Origin of the sequence: Acinetobacter sp. A3, assembly GCF_012371415.1 — a bacterium.
Lineage (GTDB): Bacteria > Pseudomonadota > Gammaproteobacteria > Pseudomonadales > Moraxellaceae > Acinetobacter.
The window spans coordinates 24890-49260 of record NZ_JAAZQW010000001.1; the positions used below are offsets into that span (position 1 = coordinate 24890).

Annotated in this window: 18 protein-coding genes; 8 read left to right on the forward strand and 10 right to left on the reverse strand. The window is 41.9% G+C overall.

All coding sequences use genetic code 11. The annotated features are described in order from the left end of the window. Positions 1-19 precede the first annotated feature (19 nt). Together ppk1 and mtgA are read right to left on the reverse strand one after the other, a co-directional pair. Positions 20-2101, reverse strand: a complete 2082-nt coding sequence (gene ppk1, locus HHA42_RS00145; RefSeq protein WP_168461790.1) for a polyphosphate kinase 1 — start codon at positions 2099-2101, stop codon at positions 20-22. A 133-nt stretch (positions 2102-2234) separates the two neighbouring features. Beyond that, on the reverse strand, positions 2235-2909 hold the full coding sequence (gene mtgA / locus HHA42_RS00150; RefSeq protein ID WP_168418707.1) for a monofunctional biosynthetic peptidoglycan transglycosylase: 675 nt from the start codon (positions 2907-2909) through the stop codon (positions 2235-2237). Between the two features lie 71 nt (positions 2910-2980). Here mtgA and HHA42_RS00155 point away from each other — a divergent pair, with 71 nt between their 5' ends. Then, a complete protein-coding gene (locus HHA42_RS00155) occupies positions 2981-3802 on the forward strand; it encodes a rhomboid family intramembrane serine protease (RefSeq protein ID WP_168418706.1) in 822 nt (273 codons plus the stop codon). A 37-nt stretch (positions 3803-3839) separates the two neighbouring features. On the opposite strand, the gene HHA42_RS00160 is transcribed toward HHA42_RS00155, so the two are convergent. Together HHA42_RS00160 and HHA42_RS00165 are read right to left on the reverse strand one after the other, a co-directional pair. Continuing rightward, a complete protein-coding gene (locus tag HHA42_RS00160; protein ID WP_168524990.1) occupies positions 3840-6329 on the reverse strand; it encodes an FtsX-like permease family protein in 2490 nt (829 codons plus the stop codon). Between the two features lies 1 nt (position 6330). Continuing rightward, positions 6331-7053 carry an ABC transporter ATP-binding protein gene (locus HHA42_RS00165; RefSeq protein ID WP_168418704.1) on the reverse strand — a complete coding sequence of 241 codons (723 nt, stop codon included), beginning with the start codon at positions 7051-7053 and terminating at the stop codon, positions 6331-6333. A 12-nt stretch (positions 7054-7065) separates the two neighbouring features. Between HHA42_RS00165 and HHA42_RS00170 the strand changes: the two genes are divergently transcribed. After that, complete coding sequence (locus tag HHA42_RS00170) at positions 7066-7695, forward strand: arylesterase (RefSeq protein ID WP_168418703.1); 630 nt, start codon at positions 7066-7068, stop codon at positions 7693-7695. Between the two features lie 38 nt (positions 7696-7733). Here the strand turns inward: HHA42_RS00170 and HHA42_RS00175 are convergent, their stop codons facing one another. Then, positions 7734-8348, reverse strand: coding sequence for a carbonic anhydrase (locus tag HHA42_RS00175; protein WP_168418702.1), 615 nt, complete (start codon positions 8346-8348; stop codon positions 7734-7736). A gap of 296 nt (positions 8349-8644) precedes the next feature. Between HHA42_RS00175 and HHA42_RS00180 the strand changes: the two genes are divergently transcribed. Further along, on the forward strand, positions 8645-9706 hold the full coding sequence (locus HHA42_RS00180; RefSeq protein WP_168418701.1) for an alpha/beta hydrolase: 1062 nt from the start codon (positions 8645-8647) through the stop codon (positions 9704-9706). A gap of 17 nt (positions 9707-9723) precedes the next feature. After that, positions 9724-10743, forward strand: coding sequence for a hypothetical protein (locus HHA42_RS00185; protein ID WP_168418700.1), 1020 nt, complete (start codon positions 9724-9726; stop codon positions 10741-10743). 66 nt (positions 10744-10809) lie between these two features. Here HHA42_RS00185 and nfuA read toward each other — a convergent pair whose 3' ends face one another. Next, entirely contained in the window at positions 10810-11448 is a 639-nt protein-coding gene (gene nfuA, locus HHA42_RS00190; RefSeq protein ID WP_168524992.1) for a Fe-S biogenesis protein NfuA, read from the reverse strand. A gap of 157 nt (positions 11449-11605) precedes the next feature. Here nfuA and HHA42_RS00195 point away from each other — a divergent pair, with 157 nt between their 5' ends. The 3 genes from HHA42_RS00195 (at position 11606) to HHA42_RS00205 (ending at position 14339) form a co-directional block, all read left to right on the forward strand. Then, positions 11606-12223, forward strand: coding sequence for a rhomboid family intramembrane serine protease (locus HHA42_RS00195; RefSeq protein WP_136144417.1), 618 nt, complete (start codon positions 11606-11608; stop codon positions 12221-12223). A 165-nt stretch (positions 12224-12388) separates the two neighbouring features. Further along, the gene (locus tag HHA42_RS00200; RefSeq protein ID WP_168461374.1) at positions 12389-12583 is read left to right on the forward strand and encodes a hypothetical protein; all 195 of its coding nucleotides are present in this window, start codon (positions 12389-12391) and stop codon (positions 12581-12583) included. Positions 12584-12791: 208 nt separating this feature from the next. Continuing rightward, positions 12792-14339 (forward strand): hypothetical protein, encoded by a 1548-nt coding sequence (locus tag HHA42_RS00205; RefSeq protein ID WP_168461372.1) that lies wholly within the window; start codon positions 12792-12794, stop codon positions 14337-14339. 113 nt (positions 14340-14452) lie between these two features. On the opposite strand, the gene HHA42_RS00210 is transcribed toward HHA42_RS00205, so the two are convergent. Further along, the gene (locus tag HHA42_RS00210) at positions 14453-16072 is read right to left on the reverse strand and encodes an inorganic phosphate transporter (RefSeq protein ID WP_168418696.1); all 1620 of its coding nucleotides are present in this window, start codon (positions 16070-16072) and stop codon (positions 14453-14455) included. 504 nt (positions 16073-16576) lie between these two features. On the opposite strand from HHA42_RS00210, the gene metH reads away from it, so the two are divergent. Continuing rightward, positions 16577-20266 (forward strand): methionine synthase, encoded by a 3690-nt coding sequence (gene metH, locus HHA42_RS00215; protein ID WP_168524995.1) that lies wholly within the window; start codon positions 16577-16579, stop codon positions 20264-20266. A gap of 231 nt (positions 20267-20497) precedes the next feature. On the opposite strand, the gene upp is transcribed toward metH, so the two are convergent. The 3 genes from upp to nuoM all read right to left on the reverse strand — a co-directional run bounded on the left by upp (position 20498) and on the right by nuoM (position 24370). Then, positions 20498-21133 (reverse strand): uracil phosphoribosyltransferase, encoded by a 636-nt coding sequence (gene upp / locus HHA42_RS00220; protein ID WP_168418694.1) that lies wholly within the window; start codon positions 21131-21133, stop codon positions 20498-20500. Positions 21134-21259: 126 nt separating this feature from the next. Further along, on the reverse strand, positions 21260-22753 hold the full coding sequence (nuoN, locus tag HHA42_RS00225; RefSeq protein WP_168524997.1) for an NADH-quinone oxidoreductase subunit NuoN: 1494 nt from the start codon (positions 22751-22753) through the stop codon (positions 21260-21262). 3 nt (positions 22754-22756) lie between these two features. After that, positions 22757-24370 (reverse strand): NADH-quinone oxidoreductase subunit M, encoded by a 1614-nt coding sequence (nuoM, locus tag HHA42_RS00230; RefSeq protein WP_167846183.1) that lies wholly within the window; start codon positions 24368-24370, stop codon positions 22757-22759. Position 24371: the final 1 nt, after the last annotated feature.

Consider the following 24371-nt stretch of genomic DNA (forward strand, 5'->3'; position numbering starts at 1 on the left):
TTTGATTTAAAGTTTTGAATTAAACAATACTGTCAGTGAGTAAGCGCTGCGCATTGTGAGGCGTTTCACCTTCTGCAGGTTGAGCACGCACCCAAGTACCATCGCCTTGTAATAACCATGCCTGTTGATTATCCTGCATATAGGTCAGCAAACCTTGTTCATAAATACGCTTTTTCAATGCAGGATCTTCTATCGGGAAACATGCTTCGACACGGTTAAAGAGGTTGCGATCCATCCAGTCCGCACTTGAGCAATAAATACGTGGATTACCATTATTTGAGAAATAATATACACGGGTATGTTCAAGGAAGCGCCCCACAATTGAACGCACACGAATATTTTCAGAAAGCCCTGGTAAACCTGGACGCAAACAGCAAATTGAACGAATAATTAAATCAATCTGCACACCCGCCTGAGACGCTTCGTATAACTTATTGATCAGTTGCATTTCGGTCAATGCATTCACTTTCACAATAATCTGTGCAGGTTTGCCCGCTTTGGCGTTGGCAATTTCTTCATCAATATAATTGACCAATTGTGCATGCAGGGTAAATGGTGCGTGCAATAACTTTTTCAGTTTTGCCATTTTGCCCATGCCTGTCAGCTCTTGGAAAATACGATGCACATCTTCACACAGCTCTTTGTCTGTGGTCAGTAAGCCATAGTCTGTATAGATACGCGCATTGCCTGCATGGTAGTTACCTGTGCCTAAATGCACATAACGCACCAATTTGTTGTTTTCACGGCGCACCACCAAAATCATTTTGGCGTGAGTCTTATAGCCCACAATGCCATATACCACAACAGCACCCGCTTCTTGGAGTACATTGGCCACGGCAATGTTAGATTCTTCATCAAAACGTGCACGTAACTCAATCACCGCAGTAACCTCTTTACCATTACGTGCAGCTTCTGCAAGGACTTGCACAATTTCTGAGTCTGCTCCACTACGGTATAAGGTTTGTTTGATCGCTAGTACTTGAGGGTCACGTGCGGCTTCACGCAGCAAGTTAATCACTGGTGCAAAAGATTCAAACGGATGATGTAGCAGGATGTCCTGTTTTTGCATTGCTGAAAAAATATTTTCAGACTTTTTTAGCACCTTTGGAATGGCAGGTGTATGTGAATCATAACGTAAATGTGGGCGTTTAAAATTAGACAGTAAACGTGCCAAATTCACTGGGCCATCGACCTTATAGAGTTGCTCTTCTTCAAGATCGAATTCATTCAGCAAGTATTCGTAAATTGGTTTCGGGCAGTTGTGTGTGACTTCCAAACGCACCGCACGACCAAAACGACGTGAGTTCAATTCACCTTTTAAAGCTTTGGCCAAGTCTTCAACATCTTCATTTAAAGCCAAATCTGCATTACGTGTCACACGGAACTGATAGCAACCTGTTGCTGTCATGCCCGGGAACAAGTCTGACACATGTTCATGAATGATCGCAGAAAGCATCACGTGATGCTCTTTACCGCCTGTAAGTTCATCTGGCAAGCGTACAACACGTGGTAATGAACGTGGCGCAGGCACAACCGCTAAATCAATTTGACGACCAAACGCATCTTTCCCTTCAAGCGTCACAATAAAGTTCAGGCTTTTATTGACCAAACGTGGGAATGGGTGGGCTGGGTCTAGGCTAATTGGAGTCAGTACAGGCGCAACTTGTTCTTGGAAATATTTTTTCACCCAAGCCGATTGTGCTGGGGTTAACTCACCACGACGCAAGAAACAAATATCTTCTTCACGTAATTTTGGCAAAATTTCCTGATTTAAAATACGGTACTGGTGCTCAATGGCAGCATGTGCGGTTTTAGAAATTTGATCTAACACCTGCTTTGGTGTTAAACCATCTGGACTACGGCTTTCATTGCCCAAATCCAATTGTTCCATGACCCCAGCTACACGAATTTCAAAGAATTCATCTAGGTTGCGCGAAAAAATCAACAGGAAGTTCATGCGCTCCAATAATGGATGCAATGGATCTACAGCTTGCTCAAGCACACGCAAATGGAAGTCTAAAATAGAAAGTTCGCGGTTAATGTAGCGATCATTATATGTATATTCTGTTTGCGCAGGAGTCGCGCCAGTTGCCGTATTCATACCCACCTATGCTTTTATAAAATGTTTGGCATTGCTACAAGTATGCTTCAATTTTGTGACATTTTCATAAAAAAAGCCTAAAAAATTAGGCTTTATAGATATTTTCACAATTTATATTTGAATGGTGAGCTGTTTAAGGAATTTCCGCATAGCGCATATAGCGTTGTACCATACGTTTGCGGGCTTTTAGCGCACCTGCATTTCGGTGTTCCTGAAAATATTTAGGATTGGTTAAAATAGCCGCCAAGAAAATTGCCTGATCACGACTTAAACTTTTGGCACTTTTTCCAAAATAATGCTGTGCCGCAGCTTCAGCACCATAAATATTATCGCCAAATTCTACCGAATTTAAATAAACTTCCAAAATTCGCTGCTTTGACCACATACGTTCCATCATCCAAGTGGCTACCACTTCTTGCCCTTTACGCAAAAAAGAGCGCTTGTTGTATAAAAATAAATTTTTAGACAACTGCTGCGAAATAGTCGATCCACCCGCAACAACTTTACCTTCGTCTTTGTTGCGCTCTAATGCAGTCTGAATACCTTCCCAGTCAAAGCCATGATGCTGCATAAACTTACCATCTTCTGCAGTCACCACAGCACGTTTTAAATTATCACTGAGCTGGTCATAGTCACGCCATTCGTGTTTGATCGGTTTACTTGGTTCAGCCCAATAATCCAAGCGCATCATCATGGTCGATTGCACTGGCTGTGTACGCCACCATGCCAAGCTGGTAAAAATCCATAATTGAACCAAAAGCACCACGCTGACAAGAATTAACAAAGTTCGTATCAAAAAAGCTTTCATGTCAGTGCATTGCTCCTGAAGCGTGATTTTTTCGTGTTAAGCTTAGAATTATTGACAGCCTATTTAAGCCTATGTCCCAACATCCCCCGATTGCTGTACGGCATAAACCTGAAATTCATTTGTGGTGGTTTACCGCACTGCTGATTGCAGTCAATGTGGCTTTGTTTGCATGGCAAGTGTTCAACGGTATGAACATTAGCAATCCAAGCCCGCAAGATGCAATACGCTGGGGTGCTGATTATGCACCTTTAACCTTTTTGGCGGAACCCATTCGCCTGTTCAGCAGTATGTTTTTTCATTTTGGTTTAGTACATTTAATGTTAAACATGTGGGCGTTGTATATTTTTGGCAGCGTCAGCGAACAGTTATTTGGGCGTGCCTATTTCGTAGTTTTATATCTCTGCGCAGGGCTGATGGGTAGTCTGCTCAGTGGCTATGTCAGTATTCAAGACAGTTACACCCTGCTTGAACAAGGTGTTGCCAATCCTAAACTTTTACCTAGCGTAGGTGCAGGTGCTTCTGGTGCAGTCATGGGGCTTGGAGCAGCACTCACTATATTCGCTTTACTGCCAAAATTACCACGGCAAAAGTTTTTGCTAGATCGTAAAACTTTGGTCATCGTGATGGCACTGAACTTAGGCATGGGCTTTATGATTAGCGGCATTAATAATGCTGCCCATATTGGTGGCATGCTCATGGGCGCAGCAATGGCATTGCTTTGGCACATGGGGCAACGTACTCAACAGAATACATTCTTTACAGTATTTGGCATGTTGATTGCCTTCGTGGCTTGTGCTGTCTTTTATTGGTATTGCCAACAATTGATTGACCCGCTTCAACCACTTTGGCAAGAGTTGCTTAGCATGATGCAGCGCAGCTTAGGTTCAACATAAGCGACATTGCAATCTGAAATGGCAAATAAGAGATGAATCAGGACTGATTCATCTCCCTCAAACTTTGCAGTGGTGGAATATCACATAAATAACTTAAACGATAGCGTCCAATCACAGCACAAAGCACAGTCATAAATACAGGTAAAATTAGCCAGATTTCCCAGTGTGGTTGTAGCATTAAATCCATACGGTAACTGGCAACGGCACTAATCACTTCGGCAAATAAACACGCTACAATTCCCGCAATAAAGCCCATAAAGCCAATTTCCAAACTCAGCATACGTTTCAGTTTTTGTTTAGAACTACCAAAAGAACGTAGCAAAGCAACTTCGCGTTTGCGTTCATCCATCAGTAAATTTAAGCAAGCCACCAGAACCAACAGCCCGGACACACTCACCAAAATTGCTAAAATCGTGATGATCTGTACCAACACATTCACAATACGTTTGATTTCATCCAAAATTAAACTGACATCAATAAAAACTGTATTGGCAAACTGCTGAATCAATTGAATCAGTTTAGGCTTATCGGCCTCGGGCACATAAAAGCTGCCCAAATAACTACCTGCATTTTCATCCATGCTATGTGGTGAAAAAATAAAGAAAAAGTTAGGGCTAAAACTTTCCCATTCCACCGTGCGCAGATTAATGACTTTGGCTTGTAGGATACCTTCAGGCAAATTAAAACTGAGCTGATCACCAATTTGGATGCCAAGTTCTGCTGCAGTATTGGCCTCGACCGACACCTGTCCGACAGCACTGAAATCTGCCTGCCCGTCTACAATGATATTGTCGGCAGGATAGCTGTCTGATTGGGTCAAGTTCAGTTCACGTCTTAAGGTATTGCTCTGTTGAATTAATGCTTCGGCAAAAGGTTGATCATTTTTGGCGACCAAACGCCCACGCACATTTGGATACAATGGTGTACTGTGCCATTGATGCTGCTCTAATTGTTGTTTTAGCTCAGGCATATCAAAAGGCGGTAAACCGTAAACAAACTGATTTGGGGTGCCTTCAGGTAACTGTTGCTGCCAGCGATCGAGCAAATCGGTACGTAACACCGCTAGTACCGTAATCAAGCTGAGTCCTAATGCCAATGCAGTAATTTGAAATGCTGTTGTCGCAGGTGCACGAATATAAGCCGCTATTTTGCCCTTACTACTACGCAGCAGTTTTAACACTCCCCATACCACTGCATATAACAGGATACACAAACCAATAATTGCCCCAATCACCCATGCGCTCAGCAATAAACTCTCGGTCAGCACCACACAGAATACAATCAGGCTGAGTGTGCCTGTAAGCAGCATCCACCACCATGCACGCATATTTTTGTCTTGCTGACGAATCACCCGTATTGGTGCAGTATTCAGTAATTGCAGTAAATTTGGTAAAACAAAACCAAACAGCACGACGGCACTGGTTAGCATGGCAATCGGCAATGGTCCTAGCAACATCGCCAAAGCAGAAAATTGAATCTGTAAATGTGGAATCAGTTGCAACATCAATTGCAGCAAAGTATAACCCAAAGCGATGCCCAAGCCGCTACCAATACCTATTGCAATAAGTAAGACCAAACCAAGCAAAGCTAGATATGCTGTTAAAATTTGCTTTTTACTCGCACCAATACAACGTAACAAGGCTATATGATCCTGATTTTGTTGCACATAGCGCTGACTAGTCAAACCAATTGCAATGCCGCACAGTAAAATAGTGAGGATATTGGCCAATTGCAAAAAGGTATCTAAATTGGCAATTGGACGCATTAAACGGGTGTTGCCTTCACTGGCATTACGCAATCTTAAGCTGCTCGGTTCTTCCATATTTTGAGCAGTATTTTCAATCTGCTCGTTCTGATCTGCTTGTTCTGAATGTGCTTTAAAATACTGTTCAAACCGCTGGGTATCTTGGGCTGCACCTGCCAATAACAAACGGTAATCAATACGACTACCCACTTGTATTGCATTGGTACGTGCCACATCTGCCTGTGTAATAATTACTGTAGGTGAAAAACCTGAAAAGCCCAATTCCTGATTGGAGTCATGTTCAATTTTTGCAGTGATGATAAAACTAGCATCGGCAATATTTACAGTTTCACCCAATTTGACCTGTAGCAAATCCATAGCGCGCTGACTTAGCCAAATTTCACCCGACTGAATTTTGCCCGATGCAGGACTCACCCTTAACTCACCACGTAACGGAAAGCTCGAATCAATGGCTTTTACATTCACCATCACAAATTGGTCTTGGGTATGTGCCATCGAACTAAAAACAGTTACATGCGATTGTTGTAAGCGTTGTGCTGTGGCCTGATCTTGCCAGTCTTGTGCAATCGGTTCATTGTCACTCAGGACTAAATCACCCGCCAACATTTCAGCAGCCTGTAAAGCCACCGCATTTTGAATTTGTTCATTACTAAATTTTAAAGCAGTCGTCGCACTAATAGCTAAAGTCAGTGCAATAATCAGTAAATACACACCGCTGCTTTTAAAGCTTTGCTTGAGTAAAGGATGAAACAGCGCATTCATTTCATCCTCCCGACTGGTCAATTAATTGACCATCTATCAAGGCATAGTGACGCTGACATTGTGCAGCAAGTTTAGGGTCATGCGTCACCAAAACCAAAGTGGTGCCCAATTCACGGTTCAACTCAAATAACAATTGTTCAATTTCAGTTGCAGTTTCACCATCAAGGTTGCCAGTTGGTTCATCAGCAAAAATGATTTTGGGTTCACGAATTAAAGCACGCGCAATGGCAACACGTTGCTGCTCTCCACCCGAGAGTACTTTCGGTGTTTGCTGTGCCTGTCGTTCTAAACCCACACGTTTAAGCAAGTTGAGGGCTTTTTGTTCGGCTTCTGCATATTTAAATTTTTCCTGCAAACGTAGCGGCAACATCACATTTTCCAATGCTGTCAAATGCGGCAATAACTGAAATGACTGGAACACAAAACCAATATGCTTTAAACGCACAAGTGCACGTTGTTCTTCATTTAACTCAGCAATCGACTCGCCACACACCACCAATTTTCCACTGCTGGCCTGATCTAATGTTGCCAAAATACCCAATAAGGTTGATTTTCCTGAACCTGAACGACCTGTAATGGCCACTTGTTCGCCTGCCTGAATATCAAGGTTTAAATTCTCAAAAATGGTCAATTGTTTTTGTGCAAGTTGTATCTTTTGTGTCAAATTTTGGGCAGAAATGATGGTTTGTGGCATGATATTAGATTCTTCGGTATTTTGAGTCATACGTTTCCCATTATGCAAAATCGCAATCTAAACAGTCGTGTTCTTTCTCGTGTGCTACTACTTGGGCTATGCTTAAGTCCGCTCACGCTGTCTGCAAAAACCATTATGATTGTGGGCGACAGTTTAAGTGCAGGTTACGGCATACAACCACAACAAGGTTGGGTTCACTTATTGCAAAAACGTTTAGACCAACAGTATCCGAAACAGCATAAAGTGGTCAATGCAAGTGTCAGTGGCGAAACCACCAGTGGCGCTTTGGCTCGCCTGCCTAAATTGCTGCAGACCCATCGTCCAGACGTTGTGGTGATTGAGTTAGGCGGTAATGATGGCTTGCGTGGACAGCCACCACAAATGATTCAAAAAAATTTAGCCAGTCTGATTCAGCACAGCCAAAAAGCTAAGGCAAAAGTGGTGATTTTTGGCATGAAGATGCCACCAAACTATGGCACAGCCTATGGCAAGGCTTTTGAAAACAACTATAAAGTGGTCAGTCAGCAGTATAAAATCAAACTACTGCCGTTTTTCTTAGAGGGTGTTGCAGGAAATAAACTGTTGATGCAAAAAGACTTAATTCATCCTAATGCCAAAGCTCAGCCAATATTACTCAAAAATGCTTATCCATATATCAAAGGCGCTTTGTAAGCGCCTTTGAGAACAATCTGTTTGCTGTGATGCTTTAATTAAAAATCAAAAAAGACCACTTCACCTGTTTCGAGTGAATATTCTGCACCCACTACTTTGAGCTGACCTTGTTCAATCAAATTTTCTAAAACTGCTGAACCATGACGTAATTGATTCACCGATGCGAACACATTAGAACGTACAGCATGCTTAGATAATTTTGCTAAGTCATTTTTCAGTTCAGTCTGCATTAAGGTTTCAACTGAAGGACGAACACGGTTTACAATCGACATTAAATTTGCCGATGGTGGACAATCTGGGCACATTAAAGTATCAATTGTGGCTTGAATCGCACCACAATGACTGTGTCCTAAAACCACGACAACCGCACAGTCATAGCGCTCTGCTGCGAACTCAACGCTACCCACTTGTGATGGCGCAACCACGTTACCCGCAACACGAATTACAAAAAGATCACCCAGTCCTTGGTCAAATACCATTTCTGCTGGTACACGTGAGTCTGAACAACCTAAAACAATCGCGAATGGATTTTGGTCTTCTGCCATTTCTGCACGCTGTTGGTGCGACAATTGTTTAGGATGTTTGGTGTCACCAGAAACAAAACGTTGGTTTCCTTGTTTAAGACGTTCTAAAGCTTCTTGAGCTGTTAGCATTCTTGATTTACCACCGATCTTTGAAGTTGCAATATTCTAAAGCCAGACTGGGTGAATGTCACTTGCCAAAAAATTAGCTTATGCTTTTTTATTTCATGATTTTTGTTATAAATTTTTTCCATTTTTCTTGAGATGTATCACATTTTCTACCATTTGTTTCCATACCATCAAAAAAGTAAGGGGTGACTTTCTAGGTGAAATATCTACAATAAAAGCAATAATCTTTCGCAATTAGACCTAAGATCTAATGCCTTAATCATTGGAGCCTGTTTGGGTTCGTCAGGGGAAGACTTTTCATGTTGCAGTTTTTACGATCACGCTATCTACAAGTGGCTTTGCTCACTTTGGGTCTAAGCGCGTCCTGCTTCGCTCAAAGTGCCAATCAAAATAAAAACATTCCTGTAAATACCAACAATTCAATCAGTGCCAACAGCACCGAATTACAATTGCTACAGCAACACTTTCAGCAACAGCGTAAACAAGCTGGGCTCACCGCTAAAAATATTCGCGTGGGCGATGTGGTCTGGAGCTATAACGAGGGCGGTTCACGCAGCAAACCGACCATTTTACTGATTCATGGTTTAGCTGGCACACGTGACAATTGGAACCGTGTGGCACAATTTTTAACCCCAGATTATCATGTGATTATTCCAGATTTACCCAATAGCGGTGACACCAAAACCCCATCACATTTTGACAATTCTGTACCCAACGTCACCTCGCAATTACGTCAGTTTATTGAAGCGATTGATTGTGAAGAAAACTTACACGTTGCGGGTCATTCTTTAGGTGGCTCCATTGCAACAGTCTACGCAGCACAATACCCTTTTGACACGCAAAGCCTATTTTTACTCAACAGTGCAGGCATTTATAAACATGCCAATACGCCTTATGCCAAAAATCCTTTATCTTTAAATGATTTAATTGTGAGCAAGCATGGGGACTTAGCTGATGTTGCCAGACAAGTCATGCAAAACCCGCCTGCAATGTCATCACAAATTCAGCATGCACAAGAAGAAGTGTTGATTTCTCGCTCAGCGCAAACCCGTAAAGCAATTGAGCAAATTGTCAAACTCAACCGCATTTATACCCCCGACTCTTTTGCCCGTTTAACGGCATCTATCGAAGCACCCACCCTAATTTTGTGGGGTAAGCAAGATCGCATCATTAATGTTGAAGTGGCCAAAGAATTACAATCATTATTAAAACGTGCGGAAACACCTGTTATTTTGAATAATGTCGGGCACATGCCTTTACTGGAAGCAGAAAAACAAGTAGCACAATATTATTTGCCGTTTCTGTCTAAAACACAGAACCTAAAAAACCCACTTGCTGATAAACTGATTCCTTTAAATTAATTATTATATCAACCATCATGCAAAAACATTCGATGATTGAGCAACTGATTGATGCTCACCTAGATTTTTTGGATCAGGAATTTGCTCAAGCCGAAACTGTGCAAATGGAATTTGTGCAATTTTACCAATGGTTCCGCAAACAAACATTACAGGACTTATGGCGCTCGGAAGCAATTTACGCACTTATTCAACAACAAATTTTAAATACCCCAGCTAGCTCATTTTTAATTGAACAAATTGCAGAGCATATCCGCTTTGCCTTGGTACACCCTGCGAATGACAACAGCAAAATTTCCGATGTCATCCCAGTTTTGACCATAGATAAAATTGCCCAATACGTTGCCAGTAAAAGTGGGCATCGCCAACGCCTAATTAAAACTGTGGTAAATAATCCTGCCTTTGCCGCCATGATTACCCAACTCATTCAGCACTCAATTCAGGACTATTTGGATAACTCTGTAATTGCCAAAAATGTTCCTGGTGTTTCGCGCTTTATGAAAATGGGTAAATCTGTTTTAGAAAGTGTGACCGATACCAATTTGGATCATGCTATTCAGCATTATTTGCAAAAAAATGTGCAAAAACTGACACAAATGAGTGAGTCAGTGCTTAATCAGCATTTTGATGATGAAAAGCTGTATCATTTTCAGGCAAATTTATGGCATAAAATTAAAGATTTACCACTTTCGACCTTAAAAAATTATATCGAGATTCAAGACCTCCCCCAAACCGTGAATCTTGGGCATGAAATCTGGGATCATTTGCGTCAAAGTGATTACTTAAAACAACAAGTACATGACGGCGTTTATGCATGGTATGTCCGCAATCAGGCTCGCCCTTTTGACTTGTTATTACGTGATTTGAATATTGATGAAGCTTTGGTGCAGCAGCAATTGCAAAACCTACTGTATCCAATTATTCAAAAAATGATTGCAGAGCAATATTTAAGACAACGTGCACGTCACTATTTAGAAAAGTTTTATTATTCTGAAAAAGCACAACAAATTTTAAACCTTCCAACCGATCAACCAAATTAAATTCTAATTTCAGATAAAAAAATAACCTCCTGTTTTAGGAGGTTATTTTATTTTCAAATCAGCAACTTATTTAAAGTAAGCACCGTCAGACTGGCTATGGTCGGTTTGATCCACAACTCGCATTAATTCTGGTACATGCTGCTTCAAAGTAGTTTCAACACCTTGCTTTAAAGTCACATCAATTGCTGAACAGCCTTGGCAACCGCCACCAAATTTCAACACTGCTGTTAAACCATGTTCTCCATCTTCCACAACTTCTACCAAAGCACAATTACCGCCATGCCCTGCTAAGCCCGGATTAATTTCAGACTGTAAAACATAAGTAATACGTTCTTCTACCGAAGCATCTGGGCCAACACGTGGCACTTTTGAATTCGGTGCACGAAACGTCAACTGACCGCCAAAACGGTCTTTGTTGTAATCAATCACAGCATCCAATAAATATGGAATAGACGGTGTGTCAATAAATGCAGGAAAGTCTGGGTATTCCTGTTTGTAATCTGTTGGTACAACTTCATCAGGTGCACTATAAGCCATGCAACATTCAGCACGCGGTGTACCAGGATTTTCCACAAAAACACGTACACCAATACCCGGTGTGTTTTGCTTTGCCAATAAATCCTTCAAATACTCTTGAGCAGTTGGCGTAATCAATAAGTTTGGAATTTCATCTACAACTGCTGTGCTGCTGTTCTCAGTCGACATAACAATAATTTCCTCAAGCTGAAGTGGCTATTTTAACTGAAGATGCGGGGTAATAAAAAAAAATCAACCAAAATTGTCGGATTTATTCACAAAGTTCGACTCAAACTTGGTTTTGATGCATTATTACAGCAGAATTCAATTAAAAGAATAGGCGTTTATGCTCGATTTACCCATTAATCATACCGTAACTCTGATCATCATTACGGTCATTGTCTCATTGCTGGCATTTTCCAAACAAGAATTGATGAACCGACTGATCTTTTGGCCACCTGCCATGCAACGTGGGCAATATGACCGCTTTATCACGCATGGCTTTGTGCATGCCGATGGTACGCATTTGCTGTTCAATATGATCACGCTGTTTTTCTTCGGGAGCATTATTGAAAGCTTTTATCGTCAATATTTGTATGATCTAGGCTTTGTGCTGTTCTATTTAGGCGGCTTAATTGCTGCAATTATTCCAAGCTATTTAAAACACAAAAATGACCATCGCTGGGCCAGTTTAGGCGCTTCGGGTGCGGTATCTGCAGTGCTATTTGCCTATATTTTATTTGAGCCATGGAAGTTGATTTTTGTGTTCTTCATTCCAGTTCCGGCTATTATTTTTGCAGTGCTGTACGTGGCATATAGCATTTGGTCAGGTAAACGAGGCAATTCTAATATTAACCACAGTGCGCATTTATGGGGCGCAGCTTATGGTGTGGTTGTCACTATTTTAATTGAGCCTCGCATCTTGCCACATTTCTTGAATAAATTGGCTCAATTGCCTTTCTAGTCACCTCACATCGCAGCATACAGCGGCTCTATGTATATGCATTGAGTCGCTTTTTACGCAAAATAAACCGATCATTCTTTGCACAATAATACTGATAAGCAATAACACGCTGTAACCCAGCCTCAGCCTATACTGAATACACATAAAACAAAAAAGGAGTGTGGCATGAAAAAAATTGCACTTCTGAGCAGTATATTACTCAGTTTAAGTTTAGGCGCCTGTGCGGTACATACCCCTGAAGGGAGTATTGTGGTCGATCCAGATCGGAGCGTTTATCCGAAAGGCTATTCTCCGCACCGCCATCCACATACAAATGGTGACTTCTGCCCACCTGGTCAGGCTAAAAAAGGACGCTGTTAATTTGCTGAAGCAATCTGCCATTTCTTCAAAAACTACTACTTTTCCAAAAGTTCTTCGCTAAAAACCTTCGTTTCCACGAAGGTTTTTTATGCAAATTTTACTTTAGAATTCATACAATTTTGGTAGTTTATGCCACCCAAACTCGCAATTTGGCATAGATAATGTATACATCTGTATATTAATTTCAATTTAGTTTGCGAGTTTTTGCATGTCCACTTCTTACGATGGCCTACAGTTCCCAATTCATCCTGAAAATCACAAACCCAGTACATCAGGCACTGGTAAGCAAATTATTGCCGAAGCATTAGCCACGGTAGATCATGAAAGTTCAAACAAAGCTTTGGCTGAAAAAAACTGGCGTAAACACTACCCGCAATATTTTAAAGCTTTGGTCGAGCATGGTATTCGTAGCCAGCACAACCCTATTCAAATTGCAGAAGATGGTTTAAGAAAAGCACATCAAAGTTTTGAGTTTTATCGTCATGGCCAAAAACATGTGCTGAAAGATGCCATGCAACTGCCTACTGAAAATTTGCATACCTTTAAATTACAAGGGACTAGTCAGGCTGAGCCTGAATGGTATGTGCCTTATCATGGGCAGAAATTACAAGGTCAAGCCTTGTTGGATCAAATTGCAGCGTGGTTGGCTGCAGGGATTATTGAACCAAGTCATGCTGCTGCGTTAAATGCAGCTGTGGCGCATCCCGAATGGTTTGATTTGTCAGACCGTAATACGGTGCTATTTGGTGCAGCTTCTGAAGCTGGCCCACTGACATGGTTAGCCAAATGGAAAGCCAATATCATTGCGGTCGATTTACCCAATAGCCGTGTATGGAACAAAATTTTAACCACGGTTCAGCAAGGTAATGCCACCTTGTATGCACCTAGTTCCGAGCCATTGCCAACAGATAGTCCGTTGAATATTTTACAGGAAAAACTGGGGGCAAACTTACTAACCCAAACTCCAGAAATTGCGCATTGGTTAGCGCAAAAATCTGAAACACTCGATCTTGCTGCGATTGCTTATTTAGATGGTGAAAAACACGTGCGTGTTGCCATGGCAATGGATGCTATAATGCAATACGTCAGTGCACAAAAGCCTGATACCAGCCTGATGTTTATGTGCACCCCAACCGATGTCTATGCTGTGCCTGAAGAAGTGGTTAGCGCATCGGCAGAGAAGTTTAAGCAACGCTCTCAAGGGCAAAAATTACTGACCAAAAGTATTTCCACTATATCACGCAGTCATTTCTTCCAAAAAAATCTGCACAATTTAATTGCTTCAGACAACGGGCAGCATTATGGCATTGCAGACTGTTTGGTGGTTGAACAAGGCCCAAACTATGCCTTAGCTAAACGCATCCAACAATGGCGCGCAATCTTATCCCGTCATAACGGTCAGCGTGTCAGCATCAATATTGCACCTTCAACCACCACACATTCAGTCACCAAAAATCCATTACTGAAAGCTGCATTTAGCGGTGCTAGTTTGTTTGATGTAGAAGCGTTTAGCCCTGAAACCACCAATGCCATTATGGCAGCCTTATGGATTCATGACTTGCGTAATCCGGATTCAGCGGCTAACCCTGCTGTGCAACTTGAGCATCCTCTTCAATTGATGATGGAAGGTGCTAACCACGGTGGATTATGGCGTGTGGCATATTTAGCCCGCACTGCACTGCCTTTTGCTGCGCTATATGGTTTTGCTGCAGATAAATTACCGCTAGACAAAGTCATCGCTAAGTTTAAAAAGTAAAGCAGAGACCTCACTTTAAAAACTTGCTTGTAGATATTTCATTTAATTGATCTGTAAGCACAAAAAAAGCGCTGTATCGTTACAGCGCTTTTTTAACACTCAAATGTTTGATATTAGTTAAACACTTTTAGGAATAACCAGAACAAGCTACCCGATAAGCAAATCGTTGCAGGTAGCGTGAAAATCCATGCAGAAAGAATGGTGCGAACCATTTGGAAATTCAGACCTGATTTATTGGCAACCATTGTACCTGCAACCGCACTGTTCAATACGTGTGTTGTCGAAACTGGCATACCCAAACCATCTGCAGCAGCAATGGTAGACATTGCAACAAGCTCGGCAGACATCCCCTGACCATAAGTCATGTGTTGCTTACCAATACGCTCACCCACAGTGACCACAATACGTTTCCAACCAACCATCGTACCTAGACCCAGTGCCAAAGCAACTGCAACTTTAACCCACGTTGGAATGTACTGTAAGAATGAATCTAAGTGACTGCGATAGCTTTTAACCACTTTCTTTTGTTCATCAGTCATTTCAGGCAAAGCATTGGCTTTGTCTAAACGTTTGAACGAAGTGGTACTTAAATACATGTCATTACGCATTTCTGCCACTTCAGCTTCAGGCACATCTTTTAAGTTACCGTACTGACCAACACGCTCACCCAAGTGATCAGTTAAGCTTGCCAAAGCAGGCACCACTTCAGGCGTGATTTCTTTGGTCTGAATATAACTGGTGATAATCTGACGTGCTTTCTCATCTGGCATATCTGCATGCTGTGTATAAATCACATCGGCCGTTTGAGTTGAAAGCTGTTGGAACGATTGAATGTGGTTTTGGTCTAACTCTTTATTCAACGAGTAAGCCAAAGGTACAATCCCGATCAAAATCAACATGATTAAACCCATGCCCTTTTGACCATCGTTTGAACCATGCGCAAAACTTACCCCTGTACAGGTAAAAATAAGAATGGCACGAATTAGTGGTGGTGGTGGTTTATTGCCTTCAGGCGGCTGGAACAATTCCATTTGTTTCTTGAAGATTTTTTTCACCAAGAAGAACAAAATCGCAGCAAAGGCAAAACCAATTAATGGCGAGAACAATAAAGCCTTACCGACTTTCATCACTTGTTCCATGTCTACGCCACTGGCACCCGCTCCTGAATTGAGCAAGTAGTTCATAATACCCACACCTAAAATCGAACCAATTAAAGTGTGTGAACTTGACGCAGGAATACCAAAGAACCACGTACCCAAGTTCCAAACAATTGCAGCAATCAACATGGCGAACACCATGGCAAAACCTGCACCCGAACCGACATTCATAATCAGCTCGACTGGAAGTAAAGCAATAATACCGTAGGCAACTGCCCCACTGGCCACCATAACCCCAAGGAAGTTACAGAAACCTGCCCACATTACTGCCACAGGTGCAGATAAGGCATTGGTATAAATAACTGTTGCTACAGCGTTGGCTGTGTCATGGAAACCATTCACAAATTCAAAGCCTAAAGCAATGAATAAAGCGGTTGCCAATAAAATCACCGAGTACATGCTTAACGCAGGTACATGGGATAAGTCCGCAGACAATTGGAAACCAATATAAATAAGGGTAGAAACGATGATCGTTAAAAACACCGGCATAAAAAATTTCGGTGTAGGCACATGAACATTGGTCGATTTAGTGGTCGACTTGTGTGCTGAATCTACAGGAGTTGGATTAGAATTCATGCAAGCAGAAAAGAGGATTTAAAATCCCCTTATTGTTCAATTAAATTGTGACAATTATATGACAAAGAGCTGCTATATAAAGCAACTTTCATACTTTATTTTCACATTTTAAACTGTGTTTTTTGTGTATAAATATAAAATAAATATTTAAATTTAAACACTTAGACTAAATAAACCTACTTTTCTTATGACATTCCCTCTAATTTAGATTGTTACACGGTTGTCATATTTGTCTAAAAATTCAGACAAATTTCATGGTGAGCCAATTTTGCCTGAGCAATATGACAAATCCATGACGATTCAATACGAAATCTAAATTGGAATGCGATTCATCAACACTTTTATTCAAGTATTTCAAATTCAAAGCCAAGCAAAATTGCAAAATCACTGCTTTATACACAATTTTTCAGACTTCCTGTCTCTGTATCTGTTTCAAGTGCACGAAAGCGTAGCGAACTCTGCTAAAATAGCGCTCATTTCGGATTCAGTCATAAAGGGTTTTTTATGTCCACGCTTACCACCCTGAAAGCGCTTCTTGCCCAAAGAATTTTAATTATCGATGGTGCCATGGGTACTATGATTCAACGCCATCAATTGGAAGAAGCCGATTATCGTGGTGAACGCTTTGCAGATTGGGCACATGACCTTAAAGGTAACAATGACTTATTGGTACTGACCCAACCGCAAATTATTCAGGGCATTCACGAAGCCTATTTAGATGCAGGCGCAGACATTATTGAAACCAACAGCTTTAACGGCACTCGGGTTTCTATGTCTGACTACCACATGGAAGATTTAGTTCCTGAAATTAACCGTGAAGCAGCACGTTTGGCCAAAGCGGCCTGCGAAAAATATTCAACCCCAGACAAACCACGTTTTGTGGCAGGTGTACTCGGCCCGACATCTCGTACTTGTTCAATTTCACCCAATGTAAATGACCCTGCATTCCGTAACATTACGTTTGATGCACTCAAAGAAAATTATATTGAAGCTGCGCATGCCTTAATTGAAGGTGGTGCAGATATTCTGCTCATTGAAACTGTGTTTGATACCTTAAACTGTAAAGCTGCCATTTTTGCGGTTAAAGAAGTATTCAAACAACTCGGTCGTGAGTTGCCATTAATGATTTCTGGCACCATCACTGATGCTTCAGGCCGTACCTTAACGGGTCAAACTGCAGAAGCGTTCTGGAACTCGGTACGTCATGGTGATTTACTTTCAATTGGTTTTAACTGTGCTTTGGGTGCAGATACCATGCGTCCGCACGTCAAAACTGTTTCAGACGTGGCCGATGTATTTGTTTCAGCCCACCCGAACGCAGGCTTGCCAAATGCCTTTGGTGGTTATGATGAAACCCCTGAACAAACTGCAGCCTTCTTAAAAGAATTTGCAGAAAGTGGTCTCATCAATATTACAGGTGGTTGCTGTGGTACAACGCCTGACCACATTCGTGCAATTTACAATGCAGTAAAAGACATTCCACCACGTAAAATTCCAGAAATTAAACCTGCCTGTCGTTTAAGTGGTTTAGAACCATTTAACATTTATGACGACTCTTTATTTGTGAACGTGGGTGAGCGTACCAACGTCACAGGCTCTAAAAAATTCCTACGTTTAATTCGTGAAGAAAATTTTGCCGAAGCTTTGGATGTTGCACGTCAGCAAGTCGAAAGTGGCGCACAAATCATCGACATCAACATGGATGAAGGCATGCTCGATTCAGAAGGTGCGATGGTGCACTTCCTGAATTTGGTGGCTTCTGAGCCTGATATTTCTCGCGTACCCATCATGATTGACTCATCTAAATGGGAAATCATTGAAGCAGGCTTAAAATGTGTACAAGGTAAAGCCGTTGTTAACTCCATTTCCTTAAAAGAAGGATATGATGAGTTTGTCGAAAAAGCCCGCCTCTGTCGCCAATACGGTGCAGCCGTTATTGTGATGGCTTTTGACGAAGTAGGACAAGCCGACACAGCAGCACGTAAACGTGAAATTTGTAAACGCTCTTATGATGTGTTGGTCAATGATGTTGGCTTCCCTGCCGAAGACATTATTTTTGACCCGAACGTGTTTGCAGTTGCTACTGGTATTGAAGAACACAACAACTACGCTGTTGATTTCATTGAAGCCACAGGCTGGATTAAACAAAACTTGCCACACGCCATGATTTCGGGTGGTGTGTCGAACGTATCCTTCTCTTTCCGTGGTAACGAACCTGTACGTGAAGCCATTCACGCTGTATTCCTCTACCACGCAATTCAGCAAGGCATGACCATGGGGATTGTCAACGCAGGTCAGTTGGCCATTTACGATGACATTCCAAAAGAACTTAAAGAAGCGGTTGAAGCCGTTATTTTGAACCTAAACCAAGGTGAAACTGGTCAGGACGCCACAGAAAAACTGCTGGAAGTGGCCGAAAAATATCGTGGTCAAGCAGGTGCGCAAAAAGCTGAAGAAAACTTGGAATGGCGTAATGAATCTGTCGAAAAACGTCTTGAATATGCCTTAGTCAAAGGCATCACCACCTTCATTAATGAAGATACCGAAGAAGCACGCCTGAAAGCCAAACGTCCTTTAGATGTAATTGAAGGCCCATTAATGGACGGCATGAACGTTGTGGGTGACTTGTTTGGTGCAGGTAAAATGTTCCTGCCTCAAGTTGTGAAATCTGCCCGTGTGATGAAACAAGCCGTTGCATGGCTCAACCCGTACATTGAAGCTGAAAAAACCGAAGGTCAGTCTAAAGGTAAAGTTTTGATGGCAACGGTAAAAGGTGACGTTCACGACATTGGTAAAAACATTGTGGGCGTGGTGTTAGGCTGTAATGGTTACGATATTGTCGATTTAGGCGTGATGGTACCTGCAGAAAAAATCCTGCAAACGGCTATTGACGAAAAAGTCGATATTATTGGTTTGTCTGGCCTGATTACCCCATCTTTAGATGAAATGGTTTTTGTTGCCAAAGAAATGCAGCGTAAAGGCTTTAATATTCCATTATTGATTGGTGGTGCGACCACATCTAAAGCACATACAGCAGTTAAAATTGATCCACAGTTCTCAAATGATGCAGTGATTTACGTTGCCGATGCTTCGCGTGCCGTGGGTGTTGCAACAACCTTGCTCTCTCCAGAAATGAAACCGGCCTTTGTTGCAGAGCATCGTGCAGAATACTCTAAAATTCGTGAACGTATCGCCAACAAGCAACCGAAAGCCGCAAAATTGTCTTATGCTGAAGCCATCGACAATGGTTTAAAAATTGACTGGGCCAACTATACACCTGCGGTGCCAAATTTCATTGGTACGCAAGTGCTTACCAACTACCCTCTTGAAACCTTGTTGCCATATTTTGACTGGACACCATTCTTTATTTCTTGGAGCTTAGCGGGCAAATTCCCGAAAATTCTGGAAGATGAAGTAGTGGGTGAAGCTGCGACTGATTTGTATAACCAAGCGCAAGCCATGCTCAAAGATATTATTGCCAACAATCGTTTTGATGCACGTGCGGTATTTGGTATCTACCCAGCTAACCGTTCTGCGGCAGATTCGGTACAGGTTTATGATGCAGCACGTGATCAAGTGACGCATACATTCCACCATATTCGCCAACAGTCAGACAAAGTGACTGGCAAACCAAACTTGTCTTTGGCAGACTTTGTAGCAACTGCAGACCAAGCACAAGATTATTTGGGCGGCTTTACCGTATCCATTTTTGGTGCAGAAGAAATGGCCAATGAGTTTAAAGCCAAAGGTGATGATTATTCTGCCATTTTGGTACAGTCGTTGGGTGACCGTTTTGCAGAAGCGTTTGCAGAACATTTGCATGAGCGCATTCGTAAAGAGTTCTGGGGCTATCAACCGACCGAACAACTTAGCAATGAAGAGTTAATTAAAGAGAAATATGTAGGGATTCGTCCTGCACCAGGCTACCCTGCTTGCCCTGAGCACTCAGAAAAAGCTACCTTGTTTAACTGGTTAGGTTCAACTGAAAAGATTGGCACACAGCTCACCAGTAGCTTTGCAATGTGGCCACCTTCTTCTGTCAGTGGCTTCTACTATGCCAACCCTGCTTCAGAATACTTTAACGCAGGTAAAATATCTCTAGATCAGCTTGAAGATTATGCACAGCGTAAAGGTTGGAGTTTAGATGAAGCCAAGCGTTGGTTAGCACCAAACTTAGATGATTCAATTAATTAAATCGCTTATGGCATGGGTTGTTGATCTGCCCATGCCTTATCAATGATGTCATTTTATCTGCTTGTGCATTGTAGTTTTATCAACCAAACTATTATCTCTTTTTGATTCAGGTATATCACTCGAATGTGCTGTTTAACGAATCATTAGTATGCTTAAGCTAGAACAGTGCACATAAAAAAAAGAGGCTATCCATACCTCTTTTTTATTTGAGAATCTAAGCTGTATTTTAGGTTAATCTTTTTGTACTGAACCAAAAATCTTATCGCCCGCATCGCCCAAACCCGGCACAATATAGCCATCTTGGTTTAAGCCCTGATCTACAGAGGCAGTGAAAATAATGACATCTGGATGGGCAGCTTCAACACGCTGAATCCCCTCAGGCGCAGCAACCAACACCATCACACGAATGTCTTTACAACCACTGGCTTTCAATAAATCAATAGCTGCCACTAATGATGAACCCGTTGCCAGCATTGGGTCAATAATCATCGCAATACGGTTTTGCACATCGGGTACTAATTTTTTGTAGTAAGTACGTGCTTCTAAAGTTTCTTCATCACGCTCTAAACCTAGAACCGACACTTTGGCACTTGGAATCAGGTTTAAGAAACCATCCAACATACCAATACCCGCACGTAAAATTGGCACAACTGTGATCTTTTTACCTGCAATACGGTCTACAGTGACTGCCCCATTCCAACCTGAAATTTCATGCTCAACCATTGGTAAATCTTTGGTTGCTTCATAAGTCAGTAACATGGTGACTTCCTGCGCCAATTCACGGAAGTTCTTGGTGCTGATGTCGGCACGACGTAACAGCCCTAATTTATGACGAATAAGTGGATGACGAATTTCATGAATAGCCACGGGAGAACACCTAAAAGGAAATAAAAGCAAATAGCTTTTTATTATATGCTGTTTTTATACGGTATTTAAACCAAAAAGCCCCCAATTTATGGAGGCTTTTTGACTGAAGATTAAACTTCTTTTAAATTATTGCTGAGTCAGCATGAAATGGATTGGAGATAGAATTTCAGCTTCAAGCGCAATTTTGATAATTGGATCTGGATATACACCAATCACCAATACCGCCAATGCAGCAGCTAAAACCATAATACCACCCACTTTTTGACCCCAGTGATCGACCGCATCCATTTTTGGTTCGTCTGGTGGCGTCATGTACATCACCACCATTACACGTAAGTAATAGTACAAACCAATACCTGAACCCACAATGATCATAGTAGCCAAGAACCAGTGCTGAGTCGTAACAGCAGCCATCACCACCAAGAACTTACCAATGAAGCCTGCAGTGAGTGGAATACCTGCTAGAGAAAGCATCATGACAGTTAATACAGCAGTCAATACAGGACGACGCCAGAACAAACCACGGTAGTCTGCTAAGCTTTCTGCTTCAGCTACGTTGTTATACGGGCTAGACATTAATGCCACTGCACCGAACGCACCAATGGTGGTCAATACATAAGTGATCACATATACGCTGACATTGCCCAAACTTGCATAGGTCATGCTGATTAAACCAATCAACAAATAACCAAAGTGCGCAATAGATGAGTAAGCCAAAATACGCTTCAAGTTAACTTGACGTACAGCAAGGAAGTTACCCACCAAAATTGAAAGCACAGCAATAATGGTCATGATGGTTACAATTGAGTCGATCAGGATTGCACCTGAACCCAAAATGTAACGTACAAACAAACCAATGGTTGCTACTTTTGCTGCAGTCGCAAGAAAGGTTGCGATTGGTGCAGGCGCACCGTCATAAACGTCTGGCGTCCATTTGTGGAATGGTGCCAACGACAATTTAAATGCAACAGCAAAGACAATTAAGCCTAGACCTAAAACTACCAATGGCTGTTGGATATTTTGCATTAATGCTTGTACAGAGTCATAGAAAGACAATGAACCAGTGTATGCATAAATGTACGCCATACCCATGAGCAACATTGCAGATGCAGTTGCAGACAAGACTAAGTACTTCACGCCTGCTTCTAAAGATTTAGAACGTTGGTGAGTGTATGCCAATAAGCCATAAACAGGAATTGACATTAACTCAAGGCTAATGAAGAACGACGCATAGTGCGAGCTTGACACCATTAACATGGCACCCGTAACCGAACACAACATTAAGATGTAAAGTTCTTCACGGTTGTCTTTATAGGTCTCAATATAAGCATGAGATAAAGTCGAACACGCCAACGCTGCAATCAGAATCACCAGTTGATACAACAAGGTGAACGGATCAATCATAAACATACCCATCACGCTGGCAGGCGCAAAATTCCCACCAAACATCATGAGTAAAAGGTAAGCAGCAGCAAGGTTCAAACCCACAACTGATGCCGTTGCAATTAAGTTATGATTACGCTTAATTGCAGTAAGAATCATCACGACAATCGCAGTTAAGGCCACGATCATCACAGGAGCTAAAGGCATAAGCTCAGAAAATGACATTGTGAAGTTCATGGCTTATTGGATCTCCACATTTTCGAGTTGAGTTGTTACTTCATGAGTAACTTCAACTACTTCTTGAACTGGGATGTAGCTATTCGCTAACCACGCCATACTTGAGTTTGAAATATCAAGGAAGGTTTGTGGATACAGACCAAGCCATACTAGACCCAGTGCACAGATTAAAAGAATCACAACTTCACGTGCATTTAAATCTTTTAACGGATTTGCATAGTGCTGTTTTTGCTCTTCATTTGGCACACCAAACAAAGCTTTGTGAATCAGGATTAAACCGTATACACCTGCAAAGACCAAGCTCACTGCCGCAATAATTGTGAAGGCTGGGAACTGCTCGAATGAACCCATGAGAATCAGGAATTCACCAATAAAGTTACCTAAACCAGGAATACCAACTAACGCTGCCACAAAGAACATAAGGAAGAATGAAAGGTATTGGAATTGACCACGGATACCGCCCATTAAACGCATGTCACGTGTGTGTACGCGCTCATAAATTTGGCCACACATAATGAACAATGCTGCAGATGACAAGCCATGTGCTAACATCATGATCATTAAGCCTTGGTAAGTCAGGATATTACCTGCATAAATTGCAAGTAATACGAAGCCCATGTGCGAAATAGAGGTATAAGCTAGTAAACGCTTCATGTCGGTTTGCTGGAAAGCACACCACGCACCGTAGAACACACCAATTAAACCCAAAATAATGGCAATGTCTGCAAATTGAGCAGATGCCGCTGGGAAGAATGGAATTACGAAACGTAGTAAACCGTACGCTGCAGTTTTAATCAAAATACCTGCAAGGTCGACAGAACCCGCTGTAGGCGCTTGTGCATGCGCATCTGGTAACCAACCGTGTAATGGGAAAACAGGAAGTTTTACCGCAAAACCGATGAATAAGCAGATCATGAAGGCATAAGCAACTGCTGGTAACTGTGCATCAAGCGTATTCGCTACAGCCAATAAATAGTTGTAGTTGAACGAAATCGTACCTGACATCATGTATCCATAGATCACTAGACCTAAGATACCCACCAACATGATTAAACCAGCAACTTGCGTGTAGATAAAGAATTTGGTTGCAGCATAAACACGTGAACGACCATTTGAACCTTTATGACCCCATAACGCAATCAGGAAGTAGATTGGTACAAGCATCATCTCCCAAAAGAAGAAGAACAGGAACAAGTCAATTGCAAGGAATACACCAATTACACCACCCAAAGACCATAAAAGGTTAAGGTGGAAGAAACCAACGTTCTTTTGAATCTCACCAAATGAACAGCCTACTGCCAAAACACCCAGTAATGCAGTTAAGCCGACCATAAGTAAAGATAAGCCATCCACCGCTAAGTGGATGTTGATGCCTAGGGTTTGAATCCAAGGCAACATAAATTCAGCCGACCAAGTTGGAACTTGAGCGCCTAATTCGTAGTTATAGCTGGCACCTTGCCACAATGCGATAGTTAAGCCCAAAGTTACGAGCATACCCACTAAAGCAATGTAACGCGGTAATTTATCGTCGAGTTTATCGACCAACCAGCAAATAAAACCTGCAATGAACGGAACAAGGATCAGCGCGGGTAGAATTAAATTGTTTGGAGCGTCCATC

What these genes read in the sequence shown, in the direction of transcription:
- ppk1 (WP_168461790.1), bottom strand. Translation starts at nt 2,101, where the DNA reads ATGAATACGGCAACTGGCGCGACTCCTGCGCAAACAGAATATACATAT.
- mtgA (WP_168418707.1), bottom strand. Translation starts at nt 2,909, where the DNA reads ATGAAAGCTTTTTTGATACGAACTTTGTTAATTCTTGTCAGCGTGGTG.
- HHA42_RS00155 (WP_168418706.1), top strand. Translation starts at nt 2,981, where the DNA reads ATGTCCCAACATCCCCCGATTGCTGTACGGCATAAACCTGAAATTCAT.
- HHA42_RS00160 (WP_168524990.1), bottom strand. Translation starts at nt 6,329, where the DNA reads ATGAATGCGCTGTTTCATCCTTTACTCAAGCAAAGCTTTAAAAGCAGC.
- HHA42_RS00165 (WP_168418704.1), bottom strand. Translation starts at nt 7,053, where the DNA reads ATGACTCAAAATACCGAAGAATCTAATATCATGCCACAAACCATCATT.
- HHA42_RS00170 (WP_168418703.1), top strand. Translation starts at nt 7,066, where the DNA reads ATGCAAAATCGCAATCTAAACAGTCGTGTTCTTTCTCGTGTGCTACTA.
- HHA42_RS00175 (WP_168418702.1), bottom strand. Translation starts at nt 8,348, where the DNA reads ATGCTAACAGCTCAAGAAGCTTTAGAACGTCTTAAACAAGGAAACCAA.
- HHA42_RS00180 (WP_168418701.1), top strand. Translation starts at nt 8,645, where the DNA reads ATGTTGCAGTTTTTACGATCACGCTATCTACAAGTGGCTTTGCTCACT.
- HHA42_RS00185 (WP_168418700.1), top strand. Translation starts at nt 9,724, where the DNA reads ATGCAAAAACATTCGATGATTGAGCAACTGATTGATGCTCACCTAGAT.
- nfuA (WP_168524992.1), bottom strand. Translation starts at nt 11,448, where the DNA reads ATGTCGACTGAGAACAGCAGCACAGCAGTTGTAGATGAAATTCCAAAC.
- HHA42_RS00195 (WP_136144417.1), top strand. Translation starts at nt 11,606, where the DNA reads ATGCTCGATTTACCCATTAATCATACCGTAACTCTGATCATCATTACG.
- HHA42_RS00200 (WP_168461374.1), top strand. Translation starts at nt 12,389, where the DNA reads ATGAAAAAAATTGCACTTCTGAGCAGTATATTACTCAGTTTAAGTTTA.
- HHA42_RS00205 (WP_168461372.1), top strand. Translation starts at nt 12,792, where the DNA reads ATGTCCACTTCTTACGATGGCCTACAGTTCCCAATTCATCCTGAAAAT.
- HHA42_RS00210 (WP_168418696.1), bottom strand. Translation starts at nt 16,072, where the DNA reads ATGAATTCTAATCCAACTCCTGTAGATTCAGCACACAAGTCGACCACT.
- metH (WP_168524995.1), top strand. Translation starts at nt 16,577, where the DNA reads ATGTCCACGCTTACCACCCTGAAAGCGCTTCTTGCCCAAAGAATTTTA.
- nuoN (WP_168524997.1), bottom strand. Translation starts at nt 22,753, where the DNA reads ATGAACTTCACAATGTCATTTTCTGAGCTTATGCCTTTAGCTCCTGTG.
- nuoM (WP_167846183.1), bottom strand. Translation starts at nt 24,370, where the DNA reads ATGGACGCTCCAAACAATTTAATTCTACCCGCGCTGATCCTTGTTCCG.